The sequence below is a fragment of the Variovorax sp. GW823-FHT02B07 genome (assembly GCF_058797695.1).
Genome location: NZ_JBXAJX010000014.1, coordinates 14,936 through 33,217, shown reverse-complemented (window position 1 = coordinate 33,217; position 18,282 = coordinate 14,936). Strand labels below are relative to the sequence as shown.

At 69.9% G+C, this 18,282-nt stretch carries 12 protein-coding genes; all 12 read right to left on the bottom strand.

Annotated features, from left to right (window positions below; genetic code table 11):
* Genes AC1RGU_RS31050 through AC1RGU_RS30995 form a run of 12 tightly spaced genes read right to left on the bottom strand, consistent with a single transcriptional unit; the run spans window position 1 to window position 18,079 of the window.
* Complete coding sequence (locus tag AC1RGU_RS31050) at window positions 1-2,823, bottom strand: type VI secretion system Vgr family protein (protein ID WP_492700353.1); 2,823 nt, start codon at window positions 2,821-2,823, stop codon at window positions 1-3.
* Window positions 2,824-2,864: 41 nt separating this feature from the next.
* Window positions 2,865-5,558: a type VI secretion system ATPase TssH gene (gene tssH, locus AC1RGU_RS31045; RefSeq protein WP_070063879.1), complete on the bottom strand. Its 2,694-nt coding sequence runs from the start codon at window positions 5,556-5,558 to the stop codon at window positions 2,865-2,867.
* 39 nt (window positions 5,559-5,597) lie between these two features.
* Window positions 5,598-6,674, bottom strand: coding sequence for a type VI secretion system baseplate subunit TssG (gene tssG / locus AC1RGU_RS31040; protein WP_492700356.1), 1,077 nt, complete (start codon window positions 6,672-6,674; stop codon window positions 5,598-5,600).
* Entirely contained in the window at window positions 6,650-8,542 is a 1,893-nt protein-coding gene (tssF, locus tag AC1RGU_RS31035) for a type VI secretion system baseplate subunit TssF (RefSeq protein ID WP_492700358.1), read from the bottom strand. Before tssF ends, tssG begins: the two co-directional genes overlap by 25 nt.
* Window positions 8,543-8,548: 6 nt before the next feature.
* The gene (gene tssE, locus AC1RGU_RS31030) at window positions 8,549-9,064 is read right to left on the bottom strand and encodes a type VI secretion system baseplate subunit TssE (protein WP_062481207.1); all 516 of its coding nucleotides are present in this window, start codon (window positions 9,062-9,064) and stop codon (window positions 8,549-8,551) included.
* Entirely contained in the window at window positions 9,057-9,896 is an 840-nt protein-coding gene (locus AC1RGU_RS31025; protein ID WP_492700360.1) for a type VI secretion system accessory protein TagJ, read from the bottom strand. The genes tssE and AC1RGU_RS31025 overlap by 8 nt, the downstream gene beginning before the upstream one ends.
* A gap of 40 nt (window positions 9,897-9,936) precedes the next feature.
* Window positions 9,937-10,494, bottom strand: a complete 558-nt coding sequence (locus AC1RGU_RS31020; RefSeq protein WP_056584544.1) for a type VI secretion system tube protein Hcp — start codon at window positions 10,492-10,494, stop codon at window positions 9,937-9,939.
* Window positions 10,495-10,548: 54 nt separating this feature from the next.
* On the bottom strand, window positions 10,549-12,567 hold the full coding sequence (locus tag AC1RGU_RS31015) for a caspase family protein (protein WP_492700362.1): 2,019 nt from the start codon (window positions 12,565-12,567) through the stop codon (window positions 10,549-10,551).
* The gene (locus AC1RGU_RS31010) at window positions 12,564-13,700 is read right to left on the bottom strand and encodes a hypothetical protein (RefSeq protein WP_492700364.1); all 1,137 of its coding nucleotides are present in this window, start codon (window positions 13,698-13,700) and stop codon (window positions 12,564-12,566) included. The genes AC1RGU_RS31015 and AC1RGU_RS31010 overlap by 4 nt, the downstream gene beginning before the upstream one ends.
* Before the next feature lie 27 nt (window positions 13,701-13,727).
* A complete protein-coding gene (locus tag AC1RGU_RS31005; RefSeq protein WP_062482983.1) occupies window positions 13,728-14,477 on the bottom strand; it encodes a hypothetical protein in 750 nt (249 codons plus the stop codon).
* A 29-nt stretch (window positions 14,478-14,506) separates the two neighbouring features.
* The gene (mltA, locus tag AC1RGU_RS31000; RefSeq protein WP_492700366.1) at window positions 14,507-16,090 is read right to left on the bottom strand and encodes a murein transglycosylase A; all 1,584 of its coding nucleotides are present in this window, start codon (window positions 16,088-16,090) and stop codon (window positions 14,507-14,509) included.
* 60 nt (window positions 16,091-16,150) lie between these two features.
* Complete coding sequence (locus tag AC1RGU_RS30995; protein ID WP_492700368.1) at window positions 16,151-18,079, bottom strand: protein kinase domain-containing protein; 1,929 nt, start codon at window positions 18,077-18,079, stop codon at window positions 16,151-16,153.
* Window positions 18,080-18,282: the final 203 nt, after the last annotated feature.

The window sequence follows — 18,282 nt, the reverse complement described above, 5'->3', positions numbered from 1 at the left end:
TCAGCCGTTGGGATGGGTGGGGTTGCCGGCGTCATCGCGGCCGAGCAGCTCGCCGGCGCCGCGTTCGCTGCCCACGGCGTCGACGCCGGGGATCATGCCCAGCAGTGCCAGCACCGCGCCGCCGGTGCCCACCGTCGCGACCGTGAGGGCGCCGTCGTTGAGATTGGTGCTCACCAGATTGCGCATGCGCTCCAGCCGTCCGCGCATGCCGGGGATGCGGTCGATGTCGCTGCTCGAGAGAATTTCGTTCATCAACTTCCTCGCGTCGGCGTACTGGGAACCCAGGGACGCCGCGCCGCTGATCATGGAAACGGCACCGTACGCAAGGCTCGCGACTGCCCCCACCGTCCCGGCGGTGGCCATGGCGCCCGTCGCGGCGGTGCCCGCCCCGGCCCCGGCGCCCGGCATGATCGAATGCAGCGGGGCCTGCCGCACCGAGGTGCCGTCCCGCTCGATCTTGAGGCCGGCCACCGATTCCATGCTGATGGCCAAGGTGTTGTCGACCTTCAACCCGAGGAAGTTCGACATCGCGATGCCCAGCGCGTTGTCCATGCTCAGCCCCATGAAGGTCGAGCGGGCGACGCCGAGATTGAAGTCGGTGTTGTTGCCGATGTAGCCGCTGGTGTTGGGGCCGAGCACCGTGGTGTTCGAGCCCACCGACACGGTGTTAATGTTGCCGATGGCCACCATGTTGAGCTCGGTGTTGCTCACCAGCGTGTACTTCTGGAACGCCGCGGCATACGGTGCGGCATTGGCATCGATCTTCATCGAGTTGCCGCCGGTCACCTTGAACTCCATGTGCCCGGCCTCGAAAAGCATGGTCGGGGCCTTGTACTTCACCCCGCCCTTCACCGTGACGGTCTGCGTGCCCGTGACCGTGCGCGTCTCGTTGCCGCCCGTGATGTCGGTGCGGTTGCCGTCGGACTGGATCTTGTGATGGCCCTTCACCAGCAACGCATGGTCGATGTCGACATTCGTGGTCTGGTAGCCCACCACATGGTTGTCCTGGTTCTTGCCGACCGTGAGCTTCTGGAACTTCTGGATGATCGTGGTGTCGTTGTTCTCCACCGTCGTCTTGCGGTCCCGCACGACCGTGGAGGTCTGGTCGCGCTTCACGGTCACGGTCTGGTCGCGGTCCACCGTGGTGGAGTCGTCCAGCTCCACGCTGCGGCTCATGTTCTTCTCGGCGTGGATGTTGATGTTCTCCTCGCCCTTCTTGTCCTCGAACATGATCTCGTTGTAGTTGTTCACGCCGCCGCCCGGCGTGGACCGGGTCCGGAAGCCGCTCTGCGTGGGCGACTTGTACGGAATGGGCTGGTCGTCGTTGTAGACGCGGCCCACGATCACCGGCCGGTCGGGGTCGCCGTTGAGGAAGTCGACGATCACCTCCTGGCCGATGCGCGGCGCGAAGTAGCCGCCCCAGCCCTTGCCGCCCCAGGGCTGCGACACGCGCACCCAGCAGGTCGACTTCTCGTTGCTCTCGTCGTAGCGGTCCCAGTGAAAGTGCACCTTCACGCGGCCGTGGTCGTCCACGTGCAGCTCATCGCCCTTGGGGCCGACCACGATGGCCGTCTGCGGGCCGGGCATGGTCACGCGCGGCGTGAGGCGCGGCGCGCGGAACGGGCGGTCGACCGGCATCACGGTGAGCAGGAACAGGCTGCTGCCGGTCTGCGCGGCGGCCAGCGCGGGCGTGGCGGCGATGAGCTCTTCCAGCACCGGCAGGGTGTCGGCATTCACGGCGTCGTCGCGCAGCACCTCGGCCAGCGCGCGCTGCACGGGCTGCGCCGGTGCGCTGGCGCTCACGCCTTCGTAGCCGCGGTGGCTGGCGATGAAGGTGCAGGCGGCGATCACGTAGTCGCCATTGCGCGTGCCGTCGGGGTCGTCCTCGAACTTGAAGCTGCGCCCGGCCGCGACGTCGGGCCACGGCGTGAGCGCCCAGTGGCGGTCGCGGCGCGCATTGAGTTCGTCGCCGCGCAGCTTGGCGCGCGTCTCGGCGTCGTCGCCGCTGAAGTAGCCGCCGGGAAATTCGAACATCTCGAACTCGGCGAGCTCATGCTGGTCGGAGCTGTCGATGTCGGCGCCCAGCTTCTTCTTGATGGCCTTGAAGTCGCTGTCGCGCGACGAGTGCTTGCCGGTGTCGAACTGCCGCGCGCTGACCCAGCGCGAGATCTCGTTGAAGCGCGGTTCGGCCGCGTGGACCGCCATGTGGCGCAGCGTGTCGGTCGCGGGCAGCTTGTCGTGCGCCAGGTCGCTGGCGTCCGACAGGTGCATGGTGCCGGGCGCATCGTGCGCGTCGAACCAGTAGTAGATGCCCTCGTCCTCCAGCAGGCGCGACAGGAACTGGTAGTCGCTCTCCTGGTGCTGCACGCAGTAGCGGCGCGGGTTGTGCGTGCCGATGACGTTGGTGGCCTTGGTCTTCTTGAAGCGCTTGATCGGGCTGTCCTCGAACACCGCGTCGAGCACCTCGAGCACCTTCTTTTCCTGGTGGATGCGCGAGTTGGCGCGCTTGGTGAGCAGCCAGAACCACGAGCGCAGCGCGATGCGGTACTCGTAGTGCCGCCCGATGTGGCCCGCGCGCACGAAGCGCACCGCGTGGCCCTGGCAATGCCGCTCGTGCGCGCCGCCGTCGGCGTCCTTGAACTCGATGACCACGTCGAAGGCGTGGCCCAGGATGTCCTTGGCGGCGAGGTCCTTGTTCTTGGACAGCACGGTGAGCTCGTAGGCCGCGGGGCGCGCCAGCGCCTCGTGCCCGACGATGCGCCAGAACATCAGGTCGTCCTTGGCGGGCGAATCGCTCTCGATGCGGAACTCGTGGTCGGCCATCTTGGGTCTCTCGGAAGTGGGGCGTCGCGCTGCGGGGTCGGTCAGTCGAACGCGTAGGTGAAGTCGGCGTCCTTCACGTCGAGCGCCACGCGGCGGATCTCGCCGCCGGAGGCCAGGCGTTGCAGGTATTCGACGGAAATCGTGGGCAGCACGGTGTTGGTGAGGATCGCGTCGATCACGCGCCCGCCCGACTCCGGGTCCTGGCAGCGCGCGACGACCTGCTCGATCACCGCCTCGGTGTACTCGAAGGGCACGCCGTGGTTGGTCTCCACGCGCTTCTTGATGCGGCCCAGCTGCAGCCGCACGATCTTCTTCATCATCTCGGGCGACAGCGGGTAGTAGGGAATGGTGACGATGCGGCCCAAGAGCGCGGGCGGGAACACCTTCATGAGCGGCGCCTTCAGCGCGTCGGCCAGCGCGTTCGAATCAGGCAGCAGCTCGGGGTCGCGGCACATGCTCATCACGAGCTCGCTGCCGGCGTTGGTGGTCAGCAGGATGATCGTGTTCTTGAAATCGATCATGCGGCCCTCCCCGTCTTCCATCCAGCCCTTGTCGAAGACCTGGAAGAAGATCTCGTGCACGTCGGGGTGGGCCTTCTCCACTTCGTCGAGCAGCACCACGCTGTAGGGGCGGCGGCGCACGGCCTCGGTCAGGATGCCGCCCTCGCCGTAGCCCACGTAGCCCGGAGGAGCGCCCTTGAGCGTGGAGACGGTGTGCGCCTCCTGGAACTCGCTCATGTTGATGGTGATGATGTTCTGCTCGCCGCCGTACAGCGCCTCGGCCAGCGCGAGCGCGGTCTCGGTCTTGCCCACGCCCGAGGTGCCGCAGAGCATGAAGACGCCGATGGGTTTCTGCGGGTTGTCCAGCCGCGCGCGCGAGGTCTGGATGCGGCGCGCGATCATCTCCAGGCCGTGCTTTTGGCCGATGACGCGCTGGTTCAGCGTGTCGGCCAGCTTGAGCACCGCCTCGACTTCGTTCTTGACCATGCGGCCGACGGGAATGCCGGTCCAGTCGGCGACGACCGAGGCCACGGCCTGCTCGTCGACCGACGGCAGGATGAGCGGCGACTCGCCCTGCACCGCGTGGATCTTCGTCTGCAGTTCGTGCAGCTCGGCCAGCAGCGTGGCGCGGTCGGGGCCGGCCTCGGCGGCGGTTTCACCGGCCGCCGGTTCATCGACCGGCTTGTTGCCCGCGCGCAGCTTGCTGCGCAGTTCGAGCAGCCGATCGACCAGGCCCTTTTCTTCCTGCCAGCGCGCATTCAGCGCTTCGAGCTGCACCTTCGATTCGGCCAGCAGCGTGGCCACGAGCGCGGCGCGCTTGGTCACGTCGATGCCGATGGCTTCTTCGCGACCGATGATCTCCTGCTCGACCGTGAGGCCTTCGATGCGGCGCATGCAGTCTTCGACTTCGGGCGGCGTGGCGTGCTGCGACACGGCCACGCGCGCGCAGGCCGTGTCGAGCAGGCTCACGGCCTTGTCGGGCAACTGGCGCGCGGGGATGTAGCGGTGGCTCAACTTCACAGCCGCCTCGATCGCCTCGTCGAGCAGCTGCACGCGGTGGTGCTTCTCGAGCACGCTGGCCACGCCGCGCAGCATGAGGATCGCCTTGGTCTCGTCGGGCTCGGGCACCTGCACGACCTGGAAGCGCCGCGTGAGCGCCGGGTCTTTCTCGATGTACTTCTTGTACTCGGCCCAGGTGGTCGCGCCGATGGTGCGCAGGTTGCCGCGCGCCAGCGCCGGCTTGAGCAGATTTGCCGCATCGCCGGTGCCGGCCGCGCCGCCTGCGCCCACCAGCGTGTGGATCTCGTCGATGAACAAAATGATCGGCGTGGGCGAGCTCTGCACCTCGTCGATCACCTGGCGCAGGCGCTGCTCGAACTCGCCCTTCATGCTCGCGCCCGCTTGCAAGAGGCCGATGTCGAGCGTGAGCAGCTTCACGTCCTTCAGCTGCGGCGGCACATCGCCGCGCGCCAGGCGCTGCGCGAAGCCTTCCACCACCGCGGTCTTGCCCACACCCGCCTCACCCGTCAGCAGCGGGTTGTTCTGGCGGCGGCGCATGAGGATGTCGACGATCTGGCGGATTTCCTCGTCCCGCCCGGTCACCGGATCCATCTCTCCCTTCTTGGCTTTCTCCGTGAGGTCGACAGCAAATTTCTTGAGGGCATCGCCCTTGCCCATGGCGGCCGGCGCCATGGCGCCCGAGTCTTCGCCGGGTGCACCGCTGCCCATGCCGGTGCCGTCCTGGGCGCGCATCTGCGCTTCGGGCGAGGCGTCGCAAATCTTGGGGAAGTTGTCGGCCAGGTCTTCGACCTTGATCTTCTCGAACTGCTTCGACAGGCCGAACAGCGGGTTGCGCAGGCTTTGCGTCTTCAGCATGCCGACCAGGATGTAGCCGGTGCGCACCTGCGCCTCGCCGAACTGCAGGGTGGCGTAGGTCCAGGCGCGCTCGATGGCGTTCTCGATGTGCGGCGAAAAGTCGCTGATGGCGGTGGCGCCGCGCGGCAGGCGGTCGAGCGCGGCGGTCATGTCCTTCGCGATCACCGACACATCCAGCCCGTAGTGCTGGATCACGCGGTGCAGGTCGGAATCCTGCGCCTGCAGCAGCTGGGCAAACCAGTGCTCCAGCTCCACGTACGGGTTGCCGCGCATCTTGCAGAAGACGGTGGCGCCCTCGATGGCCTTGTAGGCCAGCGAGTTGAGTTTGCCGAAGAGGGCGGTGCGGCTGATTTCACTCATGGAGGACTCCGTATCTCTTCTGAACGAATGAAGATGGGTTTATTGAAAAGAGGCGGACTGCTTCGGCAGGCGCGCCCTCGACGGCTGGCTGGCAATGCGCACGTCGGCCGCATCGCGCGTGCGCGGGCGTTCGCCGAGCCACGAGATCCAGCCCAGGCGCGGGCCGTTGCCCCGGGCCTGGCCCAGGCGCGTGGGCGGCACCTGTACTTTCTCGAGCACCAGTTCGGCGTCCCATTCGAGGGTGTCGCCGAGCAGCTGCTGCATCCAGCGCTGCAGCACGGGCTGCGCGTCGCCGGTGGGCAGGAACATGCGGTACTGGTCGACCGTGAGCGGCCCCAGGTGCAGGCGCACGCGGTGCTGGCGGTCCCACGCGCGCGTGCCGAGCATCGCGCCCATGCCCATCGCGCGCGAACTCTCGCCCTGCCCCAGCCGCGTGACCTCGTCCGTGGGCACGCGCATCCAGTGACCGACCCAGCGCTCCAGCTTCACCGGCACGCCGAAATAACTGCACAGCACCGACTCCACGCTTTCCGCGTTGTGCACGCGGCGCGCGAGCCAGCCCGAGAAGTGCAGGCGCGCGTCGTCGTGGATCTCGTCGCGGTCGATGCGCCCCGGCGTGCCGATGCCGACCAGCGCACCCACCTGCAGGCGGAAGCGGTCTTCGCCCGGCCGGTCGAGCGCCACGGCCGGCCGCGACTGCGCCCACGCGCGATAGAAGTGCAGCGAGAAGCGGTGCGAGAAGGTGTCGAGAAAGGCCAGCCAGGTCGGGTCGCCGTGGTTCAGGCTGCGCTCGCGGATGAAGTCGCTCAGGTGCACCGGCAGTGGGCCGTTCGGGCCGATGTAGCCGAAGAAGTGCTGGCGCAGGCGCGGCGGCGAATGCGCGGTGGCCGGCTCGAAGCGGCTGAAGCTGGCGGGCGCGAACGACAGCGACGGCTCCTGCCCCACGCGCACCGGCTCGGCGCTGGGCAGCAGGGCGCGGCCCCAGCGCGGCGTGGTCTTCGCGACGGACTCGATGCGCCGCATCACGGCGAAGTAGTCGAAGTCCCACGGCTGGGCCGACCACCCGCGCAGCGCGTTGTCTACCCGCGTGCTTACAGAATCTGGCGTGTCCCGCACAGCGGCCTCCAGCGCATGGCTTCGCCCTTGCCCGCCACGCGCAGCACGGTCTCGACGAAGTGGTTCACCTCGACATGGCGCGCGAGAAACTGCGCCAGCACGGCACCGAACAGGAAGGCGCTGTGGCCGTGGAAGGCGTCCTTGTCGACCTCCAGCGTCACCTCGAGCCCGCGCCCGAAGGCGATCGGGCCCGCGAGCGGCAGGCGCCGCGCCACGGGCTTGCTCTTGACCGACAGCAGCCCGCGCACCTGGCCCTGGCGCATCTCGTCGGCATGCACGGCGTAGAGCATGAGCGTCTCGCGCAGCGCGGCGGCGCCCTGCTCCGGCGTGCTGTCGGACAGCGACAGGTAATTGAGCGCCAGGTGGTCGATGACGCGCCAGCCCAGCCCCTGGCTCACCACCGGCGACACCGGCCGCGACGGCCCGCGCACCATGCGCACGCGCTGCACGGGAAAGGAGTCGACGCAGTCGAAGTCGTTGTCGCGCCCCAGCGGCATCAAGAGCGGCAGGTCGCGGTTGGTGCACAGCGCGGTCACGGCGAGCTGGCGCAGCGTGGCGGCGTACGGCGCCTGCTGCGGGTCGACGATCTGCATGTAGACCTCGGAGCCGATGTGACTGCTGCGGTGGCCTTCGGTGCGCTGGCGCACCGAGAGCATGCGCGGCTCGCGCGTGGTCGTGAAGTAGGCCGGGTGGCTGTTGCGGCTGCCGTGGAAGGCCGAGTAGAACGGCCGGAACGGCTGCTCGGCCACCGCGGCGTCGGCCCCCGGCGCGCCGTGGCCGATCACCTCGGTGACGGTGTGCACCTCGAAGTCCTGCGGGCGCGTGCGGTCGGGCACCAGGTGGAACTGGCTCACGCCCTCGGTCACGGGCACGCGGTCGAGCCGCTTGGTGAACAGGTTGACGGCGGGCACGCAGTGCAGCTGCACGTTGTCGGCGCTCACCAGCTTCTCGAGCGCCGCATCGCCGCGCGAGAACAGCAGCACGATCTCCAGCTCGGTCACCGGCATCGTCGCGAGCAGCGCCTGCAGCCCGCCGATGCGCACGAACTGGAAGCGCTGCGGGAACGCGAAGTACTCCTGCAGCAGCCGAAAGCCCGAGAAGCCGGTGGCCGTGACCGGCAGCAGCGCCTCGTCGTCCCCGAAGCCGACCGCGCCGATGGCGCTGCCCGGCAGGCTGCGCACGGCGCCCTGCAAGGCACCACTGGCCGTGAGCGGTCGCACCCACACACCCACGGGCTGGCCCAGCGCGCATTCGTGCAGCTGCCAGGCCACGTCTTCCGCGCCGCCGAAATGCAGCACCAGGTCGTCGAGCGCGATCTGGCTGAAGTCCAGCCCCGCCGTGGCGCGCAGTGCGATGCGCAGGCCGCCGCGGATGGCGCGCGACTGCGGGTGGGTGTTCAGCGGCAGGTCGGGCGCGTAGGTGAAGTACTGGGCGCGCTGCACCTCGATCGGCCAGATGCGCAGCGCGGCGGCGGTGCGGAACTCACAATGCGTGTTCTGCCCCACGGCCTGGCGCGCGCGCAGGCCGGCGCCGCGCGGCAACGTGGGGCCGGCCGCGAGGTTGGCGTCTTCCGGGTCGGGCACGAACGACACCACCGTCATGGCCGGCGTGGGCGCCAGGAAGTGCGGGTAGACGATGTCGAGCAGGTGGCCCGTGAAGCGCGGGTATTCGGCATCGAGCTTCAGGCCCACGCGCGCCGAAAGGAAGGCCGTGGCCTCGATCAGCCGCTCCACGTACGGGTCGGCGACTTCCTGGCCCTCGATGCCCAGCCGGTGCGCGATCTTCGGGAACGCACGGGCGAACTCCGAGGCGCTTTCGCGAAAGTAGCGCAGCTCCTGCTCGTACAGGCTCAGCAGCCGAGGGTCCATGTGGACTTACCTTGGGTTTTGCGCCATGTCCACGATCTCTATGCGGCCCTCTTCCAGATCGACGCGGCTTCGCATGAGGAACTCGAGCGGCACGGGCTGCGCCCACAGCATGCCGCGGATCTGCAGGCCGATGCTGTTGTGGGACTCCAGGGCCGGGCCTTCCATGACGAGTTCGACTTCGAGTGTGCGGGACAAAATGCGCGGCTCGAACTGCAGGATTGCGTTCTTCAAAGCCTGTTCCATGCTGACACGCTGCACCGACGAGGTGAACTGGCCAGACAGCATAGGCAATCCGTAGTTGATGACGGAGCGCGCGGCATTCGGGTGCTGCTTGTCGTCCATCGACAGGCCGTGCCCCGTGGCATTGAAGAGCCAGCCGAGGTCGCGCAGCACGGCCTGGCGCAGCGCCTGCTTGGTGAGCGTGCGCTTGTCGTCGCCCTCGCGCTTCTCGTCGGGCGCGTGGTCGACGAGGCGGTCCAGCAGCGAGGGCTGCAGCCGCTCCTGCGCGGTGAGCTCAGCCACCGCCGCTGCTTTCGCCGCCTTCGGCCGCGTCGGCGGCGGCGGGCGTGAAGAGGATCTCGCGCACGTCCATCAGCGCGTACTCGCCGGCGTCGCTGCCGAGCACGCGCTGGCCGTAGCCGGCCCAGACCTCGGGGCGCAGCTCGCGCCACTCGGTCTTGCGCGCCAGGCGCAGCTCGCCGTCGTCCTGCGCCTCGGTGCCTTCGTAGCGCGTGGGAATGAGCGCCAGCGTTTCGCCGCCGTTCTCGAACTGCAGGTGCGCGGGCATCCAGACGCAGTCGCGCAGGTCTTCGGGCGGCTCGATCTTGATGTGCGCCAGGCGCGCGTAGGGAATCCAGTAGTACTTGCCGTTGACGAAGGCCTCGAGCACCGGGCCCAGGCGCATGTCGGCGTCGGCCAGCCATTCGAAGGGCGCACCGTCGATGGTGCCGGCGATGGCGGGCGCACCGTCGAAGGCGCGCTGGCGCAGGTCTTCGGCCAGCCCGCTCTCGCCGCGGCCTTGCCGCAGCAGCGATTCGATGAGCAGTGCCAGCCATTCATCGGGCTGGCCGAAGATCATCGGCGTGCGCGTGCCGGCGAACACGTCGGCGCGCAGGCCTTCGCAGCGCACGGCCTCGCCGTACACCTGCTTCATGGGCACGGCGAGCGCGTCGAGCTCGGCCGCGACGGTGAGCTGGTTGAGTGCGCGCTCCCACTGCCCGAGCACGCACAAGAGCTGCGCCATGAAGACGCGGTGCTTCGGGTCGGAGGGCTTGGCGCGCACGTCGTCGCTCAGGGCCTTGAGGGCGGCCACCGGGTCGGCGGCCTTGAGGAAGTCTGCGGCGGTCGTCGTCATGGCGGTGTGCTCCTGGGGGCGTTCGGGTTCAGGTTTCGGTTCACGTCCGGGTGAACTGGCATTCGCGCACCGCGCCGCGCGCGCCGCTGGTCTTCTGCGGGGCCGACTTGATCTTCACCGTGCGGTAGCTGATGGAGACCAGCTCCGAGGGCACGCCCCAGTGGCCGCCGGAGTTGAGCACCAGCCGGCAGATGCGCGCGTTCTCCAGCGAGATCTCGAAGGTCGCCTGCGCCTCGGGCGATTGCGGATCGCCGCCGGCCTTGTAGGCGCTGATGACCACCTTCAGGTCTTTTTCCTGCGCGCGCAGCAGGCTGGCGAGCGTGGCCGTGGCCGCGTCGCTGCGGCGCGCGACGACCAGGTTGTGGGGCACGACCTGGTTCTGCGCGGACGACTCGGGCACCTGCACCGACCAGTAGTAGCCGCCGATGTTCAGGCGCGCCTTGCCGTCGTCGAAGACGCGTTCGAGTTCGCCCTCGACGGGCGAGCCTTTGCTCTCGATCATCATGACCAGGTCGGTCTCGGCCGAGCCGGTGCCGATCAGTTCGTAGAACTGCCGTGCGTCTTCGGGGCTCCAGGAGCCGTCTTCGAGAAATGCCATGTCAACCTCCGGATTCGGACAAAGAAAACTGGACCGGGACCGCGCGCACCTGACTCATGGCCGCGCACCACCGTCTGCCATGCCAGCGCTCCTGCGCAGCAAGGCCGCGAACACCTGGCGCTCGCCGCCGGCGGCCGGCGGCTGGCCGCCGCGCACGCGCACTTCCGACACATCGGCCTGCGCCGCGGTGGCCACGCCGAACAGGCGCGGCGCGCTGTGGGGCGCGGCCGGCACGGCCATGACGAGCAGGCGCGCCTCGCCGGCCGCATCGAGCCAGGGCAGGTCGAAACGCTTGACCGCCGGCTGCTCGGGCGTGCCGCGCTTGAAGCGGTTGGTTTCGCCGGCCCCGTCGGGGTACACCGCCTGCAGCGCGCCGCGCGCGTCGATGCCGGTGATGACGAGGTCGAGCGAACGGCCGCTGGTGTTGCGCACGTTCAGGCGCACGCGCTCCCCTGCACGCAGTGCAGGCAGCACGCTCGCGGCCTCGGCGACCGGCACGCTGCGCAGCAGCCGGTCGGCGCTCCAGACTTCGAGCGCCGCATCGAAACCGTCGAGCTGGCCACCCCTGGCATGGGCCTGCAGCTGCGCCAGCCACTTGAGCTGCGCCAGCGCCTGCAGGCGGCGGCGCAGCGCGGCCACGTCGGGCACCACGACGGTCGAGGCGGCGGTGCCGAACACGGGCGCGAGCGCTTCGAGGCGATGGCCCGCGGGGCCGAGGTCGGTCCAGCGCACGTCGGCGCTCGCGGGGTCGTCGGCCAGGCGGATCGCAGCCGGGTAGTCGAGGCTCAGGCCGGCGGGCAACGGCTTGTCGGCGCGCACGCGCAGGGCCGTCGCGGCCGGCTCGGCAATGGGCGTGACGCTCCAGAACGCGCTGCCCGGCAGGTCTTTCAACGCCGCGGGCACGGCGAGCCAGGCGCCGCCGAGCTTGATCTGCGCGATGGCGGCCGGTGCGCGGCGCACGGTGCCGTCGTCGAGCGTGGCGAGCACGCGCACCTCCTGCTGCGGCGCCAGGCCGTCGAGCAGGCCGGCCTTGACGGCCAGGCTGTCGCCGCTGCGCTGCGCGCCCCACACCGGGCGCGTGGACGCGGGCGCGCCGCTGTTGGCGAACAACGGCGCATCGAGGTTGCCCTCGGCCACGGGCGACGGCAGCTCGCGCGTGGGAAAGCGCTGCGCGAGTTCGTCGATGACCGGCGGGTACAGCGCGAGCACGCCGTCGAACAGGTCGCGCCAGGTGGCGGGCTTGCGCGCCAGCGACTCGACCACGGCCCAGGTCAGGAGGCCCTGCGGCCGGGCGGTGCGCGCCTTGCGCGGCAGGCGCAGCTCGGGCGTGATCTGGTGGCTCTCGGACGCGAACAGCGCCACGTAGCGGGCGCGCGGTACGGCGTCGGTCGCGGCCGGTGGAGCCAGGGACCGTGCGGGCGACGCACCGCCCATGAGCTGCGTCGTGCGCAGGCCGCGCCAGCGCACCTCGTCGTCGGCCGGGCCCTCGGCGGTCGCGGGCGCATCGCCCGTGCCGCGTGTCATCGAGTTGGCGGAGCAGGTGTCGAACACCGAGGCGACGAACACGTTCTTCGCCAGGAAGGCCTGGATCCAGGCGTCGAAGTCGACATCGCGCAGGTCGCCGCTGAGCGCGGCATCGGCGCCGAGCGTGCCGCGCACGTCGCGCGCGAGAAAGTTCTCGGACAGGCCGTCGGGCTCCTGGTAGCGCTTGGCCACGTCGCGCAGGCGCGTGCCGTGGCCGGAGAAGTACAGCAGCACGAAGTCGCCGCTGGCCGACTGCGCGAGCAGCCGCGCCAGGGCGTCGTGGATGGCCTGCGATTCGGGCAGCGCGGCACCGGGCACGCCGTCGGCGAGCACGGCGATGTCGGGCGCGGTGAAGCCCTGCTTCAGCAAGGCGTCGCGCATGAGCATCACGTCGTTGCGCGGCGCCTGCAGCCACAGGGCCTGCGGCTGGTTGACGAGTTCGGAGACACCGACGAGGAGCGCGCGCTGCGCGGCCTGCGCGGCGACACCGCCCGCGCCCCACACCACCAGCGCGAGCAGGAACCGCAGGCTGCACGCGCGCCAGTTCATGGCGGCTCCGAGGCCGGTCCGGCCGACGCGACCAATGGCGACGTCGCGAGCACCGACAAAGCGCCGACCGGATCGGCCACGCGCAGGCGCCAGACGCCGTTCGGCCCCGGCCCGCCGACCACTTCCGCCGACATCGTGTGCAGCAGGCGATCGGCCTCGTCGATGCGCACGCCGTCCTTCCAGCGCACGACCAGGTTGGCCTGCGCCGCGACGGGTGCCGTGGGCACCGAGCGGAAACGCACGTCGTCGTCTTCGGTAGTGCCGCGCCCGCCGATGAGCCCCACGTTCTGGATCACCGCGAACAGCGCCACGGCCGCAAACGCCGGGCGCGCCCAGCCTTCAGCGCCGAACCAGCGGCGGATGCTGCCCCACCAGCCGTCCTCGGGCCGCGGCAGCGGCTGGGCGGGCGATGGCGGCGGTGCGGCTGCCGGAGCCTCGTCCTGCGGTTGCGCCAGCGCGCGGCCGAGTTGCAGGCCGGCGTCGCGGTACAGCGCCTGGTAGTCGGTGCGCGGGTCCTGCGGCCCGAGCGGCGTGCCCGAGAGCACCGAGAACGCGCCGGCCACGCCGCGCAGCGCGATGCGCCCAGGCTCGGGCGCGATGTCGGGCGCCGCGTGCGCGGCCCATTCGTCGTGCACCGCGCGGATCGCGGCGAGCCGCGTGGCCGACACCTCGCCGAGCACGCGCGCGGCCAGCTGCGGGCTGGGCTCGAGCGTGAGCACGTTCCAGGCCTGGACCACGCCGAACATGGGCTCGAAGGGCTCGTCGTCGGGCTCCAGCAGCACGTCGAAGGGGCCGGCCCAATCGGGCTCGCCCGCGGCCATCCAGCCCTGCCAGAGGTCGCCGTGGATGCAGCGGTCGAGCAGCACGCCGAGCAGACGCCCGTCGTGCACCACGCTCACGAGGCGGCCCGGCGCCCAGCGCGCGGTGAAGGCGCGCCGGGCGACAGCCTCGCGGCGCCGGGCCAATTCGGTCAAAGGGAGCAGCAGGTCCGACACCACCGGCGTGCCCGCGCCCGCGCTGTTGCCGTGCGGCATCGCGACGGGTGCGGCGTCCGGCGCGGCATCGCCGGGCGGCGCGCCGGTTTCGAACGCATGGCGGATCACGCTGAGCGGGGGCCAGAGGTCGGTGGTCATGGCGTCTGTTCCTGAATGGCTATGTCTTCAGACATAAGACGCTTCAGCCCCGAGGATTTTGAAAACCTGCAGGATCGCCGCCATGTTGTCGGCCTCGATGGCGATGCCCAGGGTCTGGCCGATCCAGCTGCCGATGCGGGTCTGCGCATAGCCGGCGCCCAGCCCTTCGCGCTTGTGCACGAGGCCCAGCCGCCCGGCGCGGTAGTGGTACGAGGCGATGGCGTGGCGCGAGGCCACGCCCGACAGCCCGCCCTCGGCCTCCTGCCCGAAACCTTCGCACAGCAAGATGCGCTCGGGCTCGGGCAGCCCGGCGATGAAGGCACGTGCCGCCAGCTGCACGGCCTGCGCGCTGAGGCCGTGCTCGGCCAGGCAGCCGTCGAGGTCTTCGCCCGGCCCGAGTTCGTCTTCGAGCTGGGCCTCGGTGATCTGGTCGCCGATGGAGACCTTGCGGCGAAACGAACTGGCGCGCGTGCAGTCGATGAGGTAGCGGCGAAAGTACGCGCACAGCGCGAAGGCGGTGGACGGCGCGCTGTGGCCGGCGCGCTCTTCCGACTCGTCGGGGTCGGCGTCGAGCCGCAGCACCTTCACGTAGATGAACTGCGCCACCAGCTCCTGCCGCCCCTCGCCCAGCACCTGCAGCTCGGGCGGGTTGCAGGCCACGAGCGCGTCGCCCACGATGCGGTACATGGTGCCCATGTCGTCCGAGGACAGCGTCTGCCGGCGCCGCCAGAGGCGGACGAGTTCAGAGCTTTCCGCGGACGAAAGGGTTTCCTGCATGAAGGGCCAAGGGGTCGAAAGAAAAGAGGTCAGTCGTCGACGCAGACGCCTTCCGTAGGCACCAGGCACTGCGGAAGATTCGCGCCGACCGGGCCACCGCGCGTGCGGATCGCACCCGACACCGCCGCCTGCGCCACGGCCAGGCCGCGCGGCAACAAGATCCACAGCTGGCCGCGTTCCTTCATGCGGCGTGCATTGGTGGCGGCCTGCTGGCCGTTGCCGAAGAAGTAGTCGGCCCGCACCGCGCCGCGGATGGCGCCGCCGGTGTCCTGCGCGATGGTCAGGCGCTGCATGGGTGCGCCGCTGCCGGGCGTGCGCGTCGACACGAACACCGGATAGCCCAGCGGCGTGCTGCGCGGATCGACCGCGATCGAGCGGCCGGCCGACAGCGGCACGCCGAAGGCGCCCACCGGGCCGCCCGCGGGCGAGGTCGACTCCTTGAAGAACACGTAGCTCGGGTCCTTGATGCCGGAGCCGGTCACCGCGCCGGCCGTGCGCCGCCCCGGCACCACCACCGCGCCGCTGGCCGTGGGCCGCGCCAGCGTGAAGCCGCGCGTGCGGATCACGCTGTTGTCGATGGCGCCCGTGTCTTCGTCGTCGCCGTCGTCCAGCGTCAGCTCGAGCGAGCCGCCGCGCACCTTGACCGCGCTGCGCGGCTTGCCGTTGGCGGCCTGCGCGATGGTCGGACGGAAGGGCTGGCCGTTCTGCTCGGCGTAGGCCACGCGCACGACTTCGCCGCTGGGCAGCTTGATGCGGCCCGAGCCCTGGATCTGCATCTCGTACAGCGCGGTGGCGCTGCTCACGAAGGCCAGCACCTTGGCGTTGGGCGCGCCCTTGGTCTCGATCTCTTCGCGCGTGTAGTACGGCAGCAGGCGCTTGCCGTCGATGCGCAGGCGCACCTTGCGGTCGAGCGTGTCGCGGGTGATGGCGGACAGGTCGAGCGCGTACAGGCCCGGTGCGCCCATGTCGCGCGTGTTCAGGCCGCTTTGCACGATCACGTTGCGGCCCTCGACCTTCGCGGCCACCGTGCCGCTGCCGGCCGGGAGCTTGCGCGCATCGACGAACAACATGTCCTCGGGCTGGCCGTAGACCGGGTAGATGAACGGCGCGACGTAGGTGCGGCTGCCCGCGATCTCGGGCTCGAAGTAGCCGGTGACCACGCCGTCGGGCTTGCGGTCGTCGTCGCGGATCTGGTAGGCCGAGAACTCACTCTCGAAGAAGCCGCGGATCGCCTGCGTGCTCTTGCCGTCGACCTTCAGCGCGCGCTCGCACACCTCTTTCCACTCGGCGCCGCGGCCGTTGAGCACCTTGCAGCTGCCGAGAAACGCCGGCCAGCTTTCCGAGAAATCGTCGCGCGCCCAGCCCGGCACGGCGTCGAAGCCGACCGAGGTGTAGGTGGCGAGCTGGGTCGAGAAGGTGCGCGCCTGCCCGGCGACGCTGCCGCCGGTGGGGCGGGCCGGTGCGGTCGCGGGATCGGCCGTGGTGGGCGCGGTGGTGGCCGTGCCCGTGGCGGTCGGCGGCGTGTTGGCGCAGGCGGCCAGCAGCACCAGCGCGACCACGGCGGCCGTTCGGCAAAGGGGAAGCGCGAAGTGCGGCGACGGTGACGTGTGCATGAAAGTCTCCTGGTCGTGTCGTGGAAAGGGGGCCGAAAGCGGCCGACGCTCTACAGACGATTACTTCTCGACGATTTTGAAATTCGCGACGCCATAGACGTCGTTGCACGGCGGGGCGCCCGGCGCGCACACCGGTTTGCCCAACAGCGGCGACGGCCCGGTGCCGCGCGTGGCTTCGAGTGCCGCGAGCACCGGCAGCGGGAACTGCGGGAACACGCCTTCGTTCTGCACGCCCGAGGCGCCGAAGTCGCGCTCGTGCTCGCTCACGAGCACCGCGAACTGGTTGGTGCCGGCCGGCCCGCCGGCGTCCATCGGCCAGGAGGCGCGCGGCAGCGCGAGCGCGGCGTTGGCGGTGATCTTGTTGTACTTGTCGAGCAGGTTCGGGAACAGCAGGAACATCTCGCCGCCGCTGGACAGCAGGAACACGTAGACGAAGCCGTCGCGCTTGCTGCGCACCTCGAAGGCCAGCTTGTCCTTGCCGATGGCGACCTCGGCCTTCTTCGGCGTGGCCGTGACTTCGAAGCCCGGGGCGGCGCCGGCGGCGAGGGATTGCAGGGATTCGGCGGGGGTGCGTGGCTTCGGAGGGGGCGGAGGTGGCGGAGGTGGTGGGGCTTCGGCGACCTGGGTGGGGGTGTCGGGTGGGGGTGCGGGCGTGGCGGTTTGCGCCGTCTTGCCGGCATCGCCTTCGCTGCCCGAGCGGCCGAGGAACCACCAGCCGCCACCCGCTGCGGCAACCAGCACGGCGGCGGCGACGGCACCGAGGACGGCCTTGTTGCTGCCGCTCTTGCTGTTGTCAGCAACAGGTGCCTTGGCGGCGATCGGCTTGGGCATGTGGGCCGTGCCGATCACGGTGGGGGCATCGGCGCCCGACTGACTGCTTCGTGCACCCGACGGCGGCACGGTGCGCGGTGTGGGCGCGATGCTGTGGCCGACCTCCAGGCCCAATGCCGCGCGCAGCTCCGCCATCGACTGCGGCCGCGCCTCGGGCCGCACGCCCAGGCCCGCATCGATCGCCGCGAGCAGCCGGTCGCTGTAGCGCTGGCGCAGGATGTCGTTGCCCGCCAGCGGCACGTAGCTGTCGGACAGCAGCCGCGCCACCGAGGGCGGCGGTGCGCGGCCGCACACGGCGACGTGCATCACGGCGGCGAGCGCGTAGACGTCGGTCCACGCGCCCTGCGACATGTCGGGCATCTCGGCGTACTGCTCGATGGGGGCGTAGCCGGGCTTGAGGATGACGGTGATCGCCTGCGTCTTGTCGGTGATCACGCGGCGCGCGGCGCCGAAGTCGAGCACCACGGGGCGGCCGGAGCCTTCGAGCAGGATGATGTTGTCGGGGGCGATGTCGCGGTGGTAGCAGTGGGCGTTGTGCATCACCGCGAGGGCCTGGGTGACGCCGTCCATGATGCGGGTGAGCCAGGCTTCGTCGACGCCTGCGGGGATCGCTACGAGAGCCTCGCGCAAGGTGTCGCCCTTGTAGAAGGGCATGACCATGTAGGTGGTGCCCTTTTCTTGCCAGAAGCGGTAGACCTTGAGGAGCGACGGGTGGTCGAACTGGGCGAGGAGGCGGGCTTCGTTGATGAAGCTGCGCATGCCTAGGTCGAAGGTTTCTCTGTGGCGTTCTGAGAGGGGGACTACGGTGCCGTCTTGCTGTCTTGTCGATAGCGATGTCGGCAGGTATTCCTTGATGGCTACTACGCGCTCCAGCGTGTGATCCCAGGCTTCGTAGACGACACCGAAGCCGCCCTGGCCTACGACTCGGGTGATTTCGAATTCGGCTAGGCGGCTGCCTACGGGGAGGAGGCCGGCTTCGTGAGGGGTTCCTGTGGCGGGGCTGGTGACGGGGGTGCCTGAGGGTGTGGTGAGGCCGCTGGCTGTGATGACGGTGGCGCCTGTGTCTGTGCTTGTGCCGTCACTGGTTGCTGTGAGGGGCACGGGGCGGGAGACGACTCGGGTGCGGTCGTCTTCCGGGGGAAGGGCGTTGTCGGTCATTGACCTGCTCCTGCTGGGCGAACGCCGCTTGGGGCTTGCTTTCCGGGGCCGGGTCTCGGCCCGGCGGCCGACCTACTTTTCTTTGCTTCGCCAAAGAAACGTAGGCAAAAGAAAGGCGACCCTACTGTCTGCGTCCCTCCGCTTCGCTGCGGGCAACCTGCGGTGCTCACGTTTCGCGGGGTCTCGCAGAACTCGCTTCGCTC

Coding starts and splice junctions, on each gene's coding strand:
- AC1RGU_RS31010 (WP_492700364.1), bottom strand. CDS start 13,700: ATGACCACCGACCTCTGGCCCCCGCTCAGCGTGATCCGCCATGCGTTC.
- tssH (WP_070063879.1), bottom strand. CDS start 5,558: ATGAGTGAAATCAGCCGCACCGCCCTCTTCGGCAAACTCAACTCGCTG.
- mltA (WP_492700366.1), bottom strand. CDS start 16,090: ATGCACACGTCACCGTCGCCGCACTTCGCGCTTCCCCTTTGCCGAACG.
- AC1RGU_RS31015 (WP_492700362.1), bottom strand. CDS start 12,567: ATGAACTGGCGCGCGTGCAGCCTGCGGTTCCTGCTCGCGCTGGTGGTG.
- AC1RGU_RS31050 (WP_492700353.1), bottom strand. CDS start 2,823: ATGGCCGACCACGAGTTCCGCATCGAGAGCGATTCGCCCGCCAAGGAC.
- AC1RGU_RS31020 (WP_056584544.1), bottom strand. CDS start 10,494: ATGGCATTTCTCGAAGACGGCTCCTGGAGCCCCGAAGACGCACGGCAG.
- AC1RGU_RS31005 (WP_062482983.1), bottom strand. CDS start 14,477: ATGCAGGAAACCCTTTCGTCCGCGGAAAGCTCTGAACTCGTCCGCCTC.
- AC1RGU_RS30995 (WP_492700368.1), bottom strand. CDS start 18,079: ATGACCGACAACGCCCTTCCCCCGGAAGACGACCGCACCCGAGTCGTC.
- AC1RGU_RS31025 (WP_492700360.1), bottom strand. CDS start 9,896: ATGACGACGACCGCCGCAGACTTCCTCAAGGCCGCCGACCCGGTGGCC.
- tssF (WP_492700358.1), bottom strand. CDS start 8,542: ATGGACCCTCGGCTGCTGAGCCTGTACGAGCAGGAGCTGCGCTACTTT.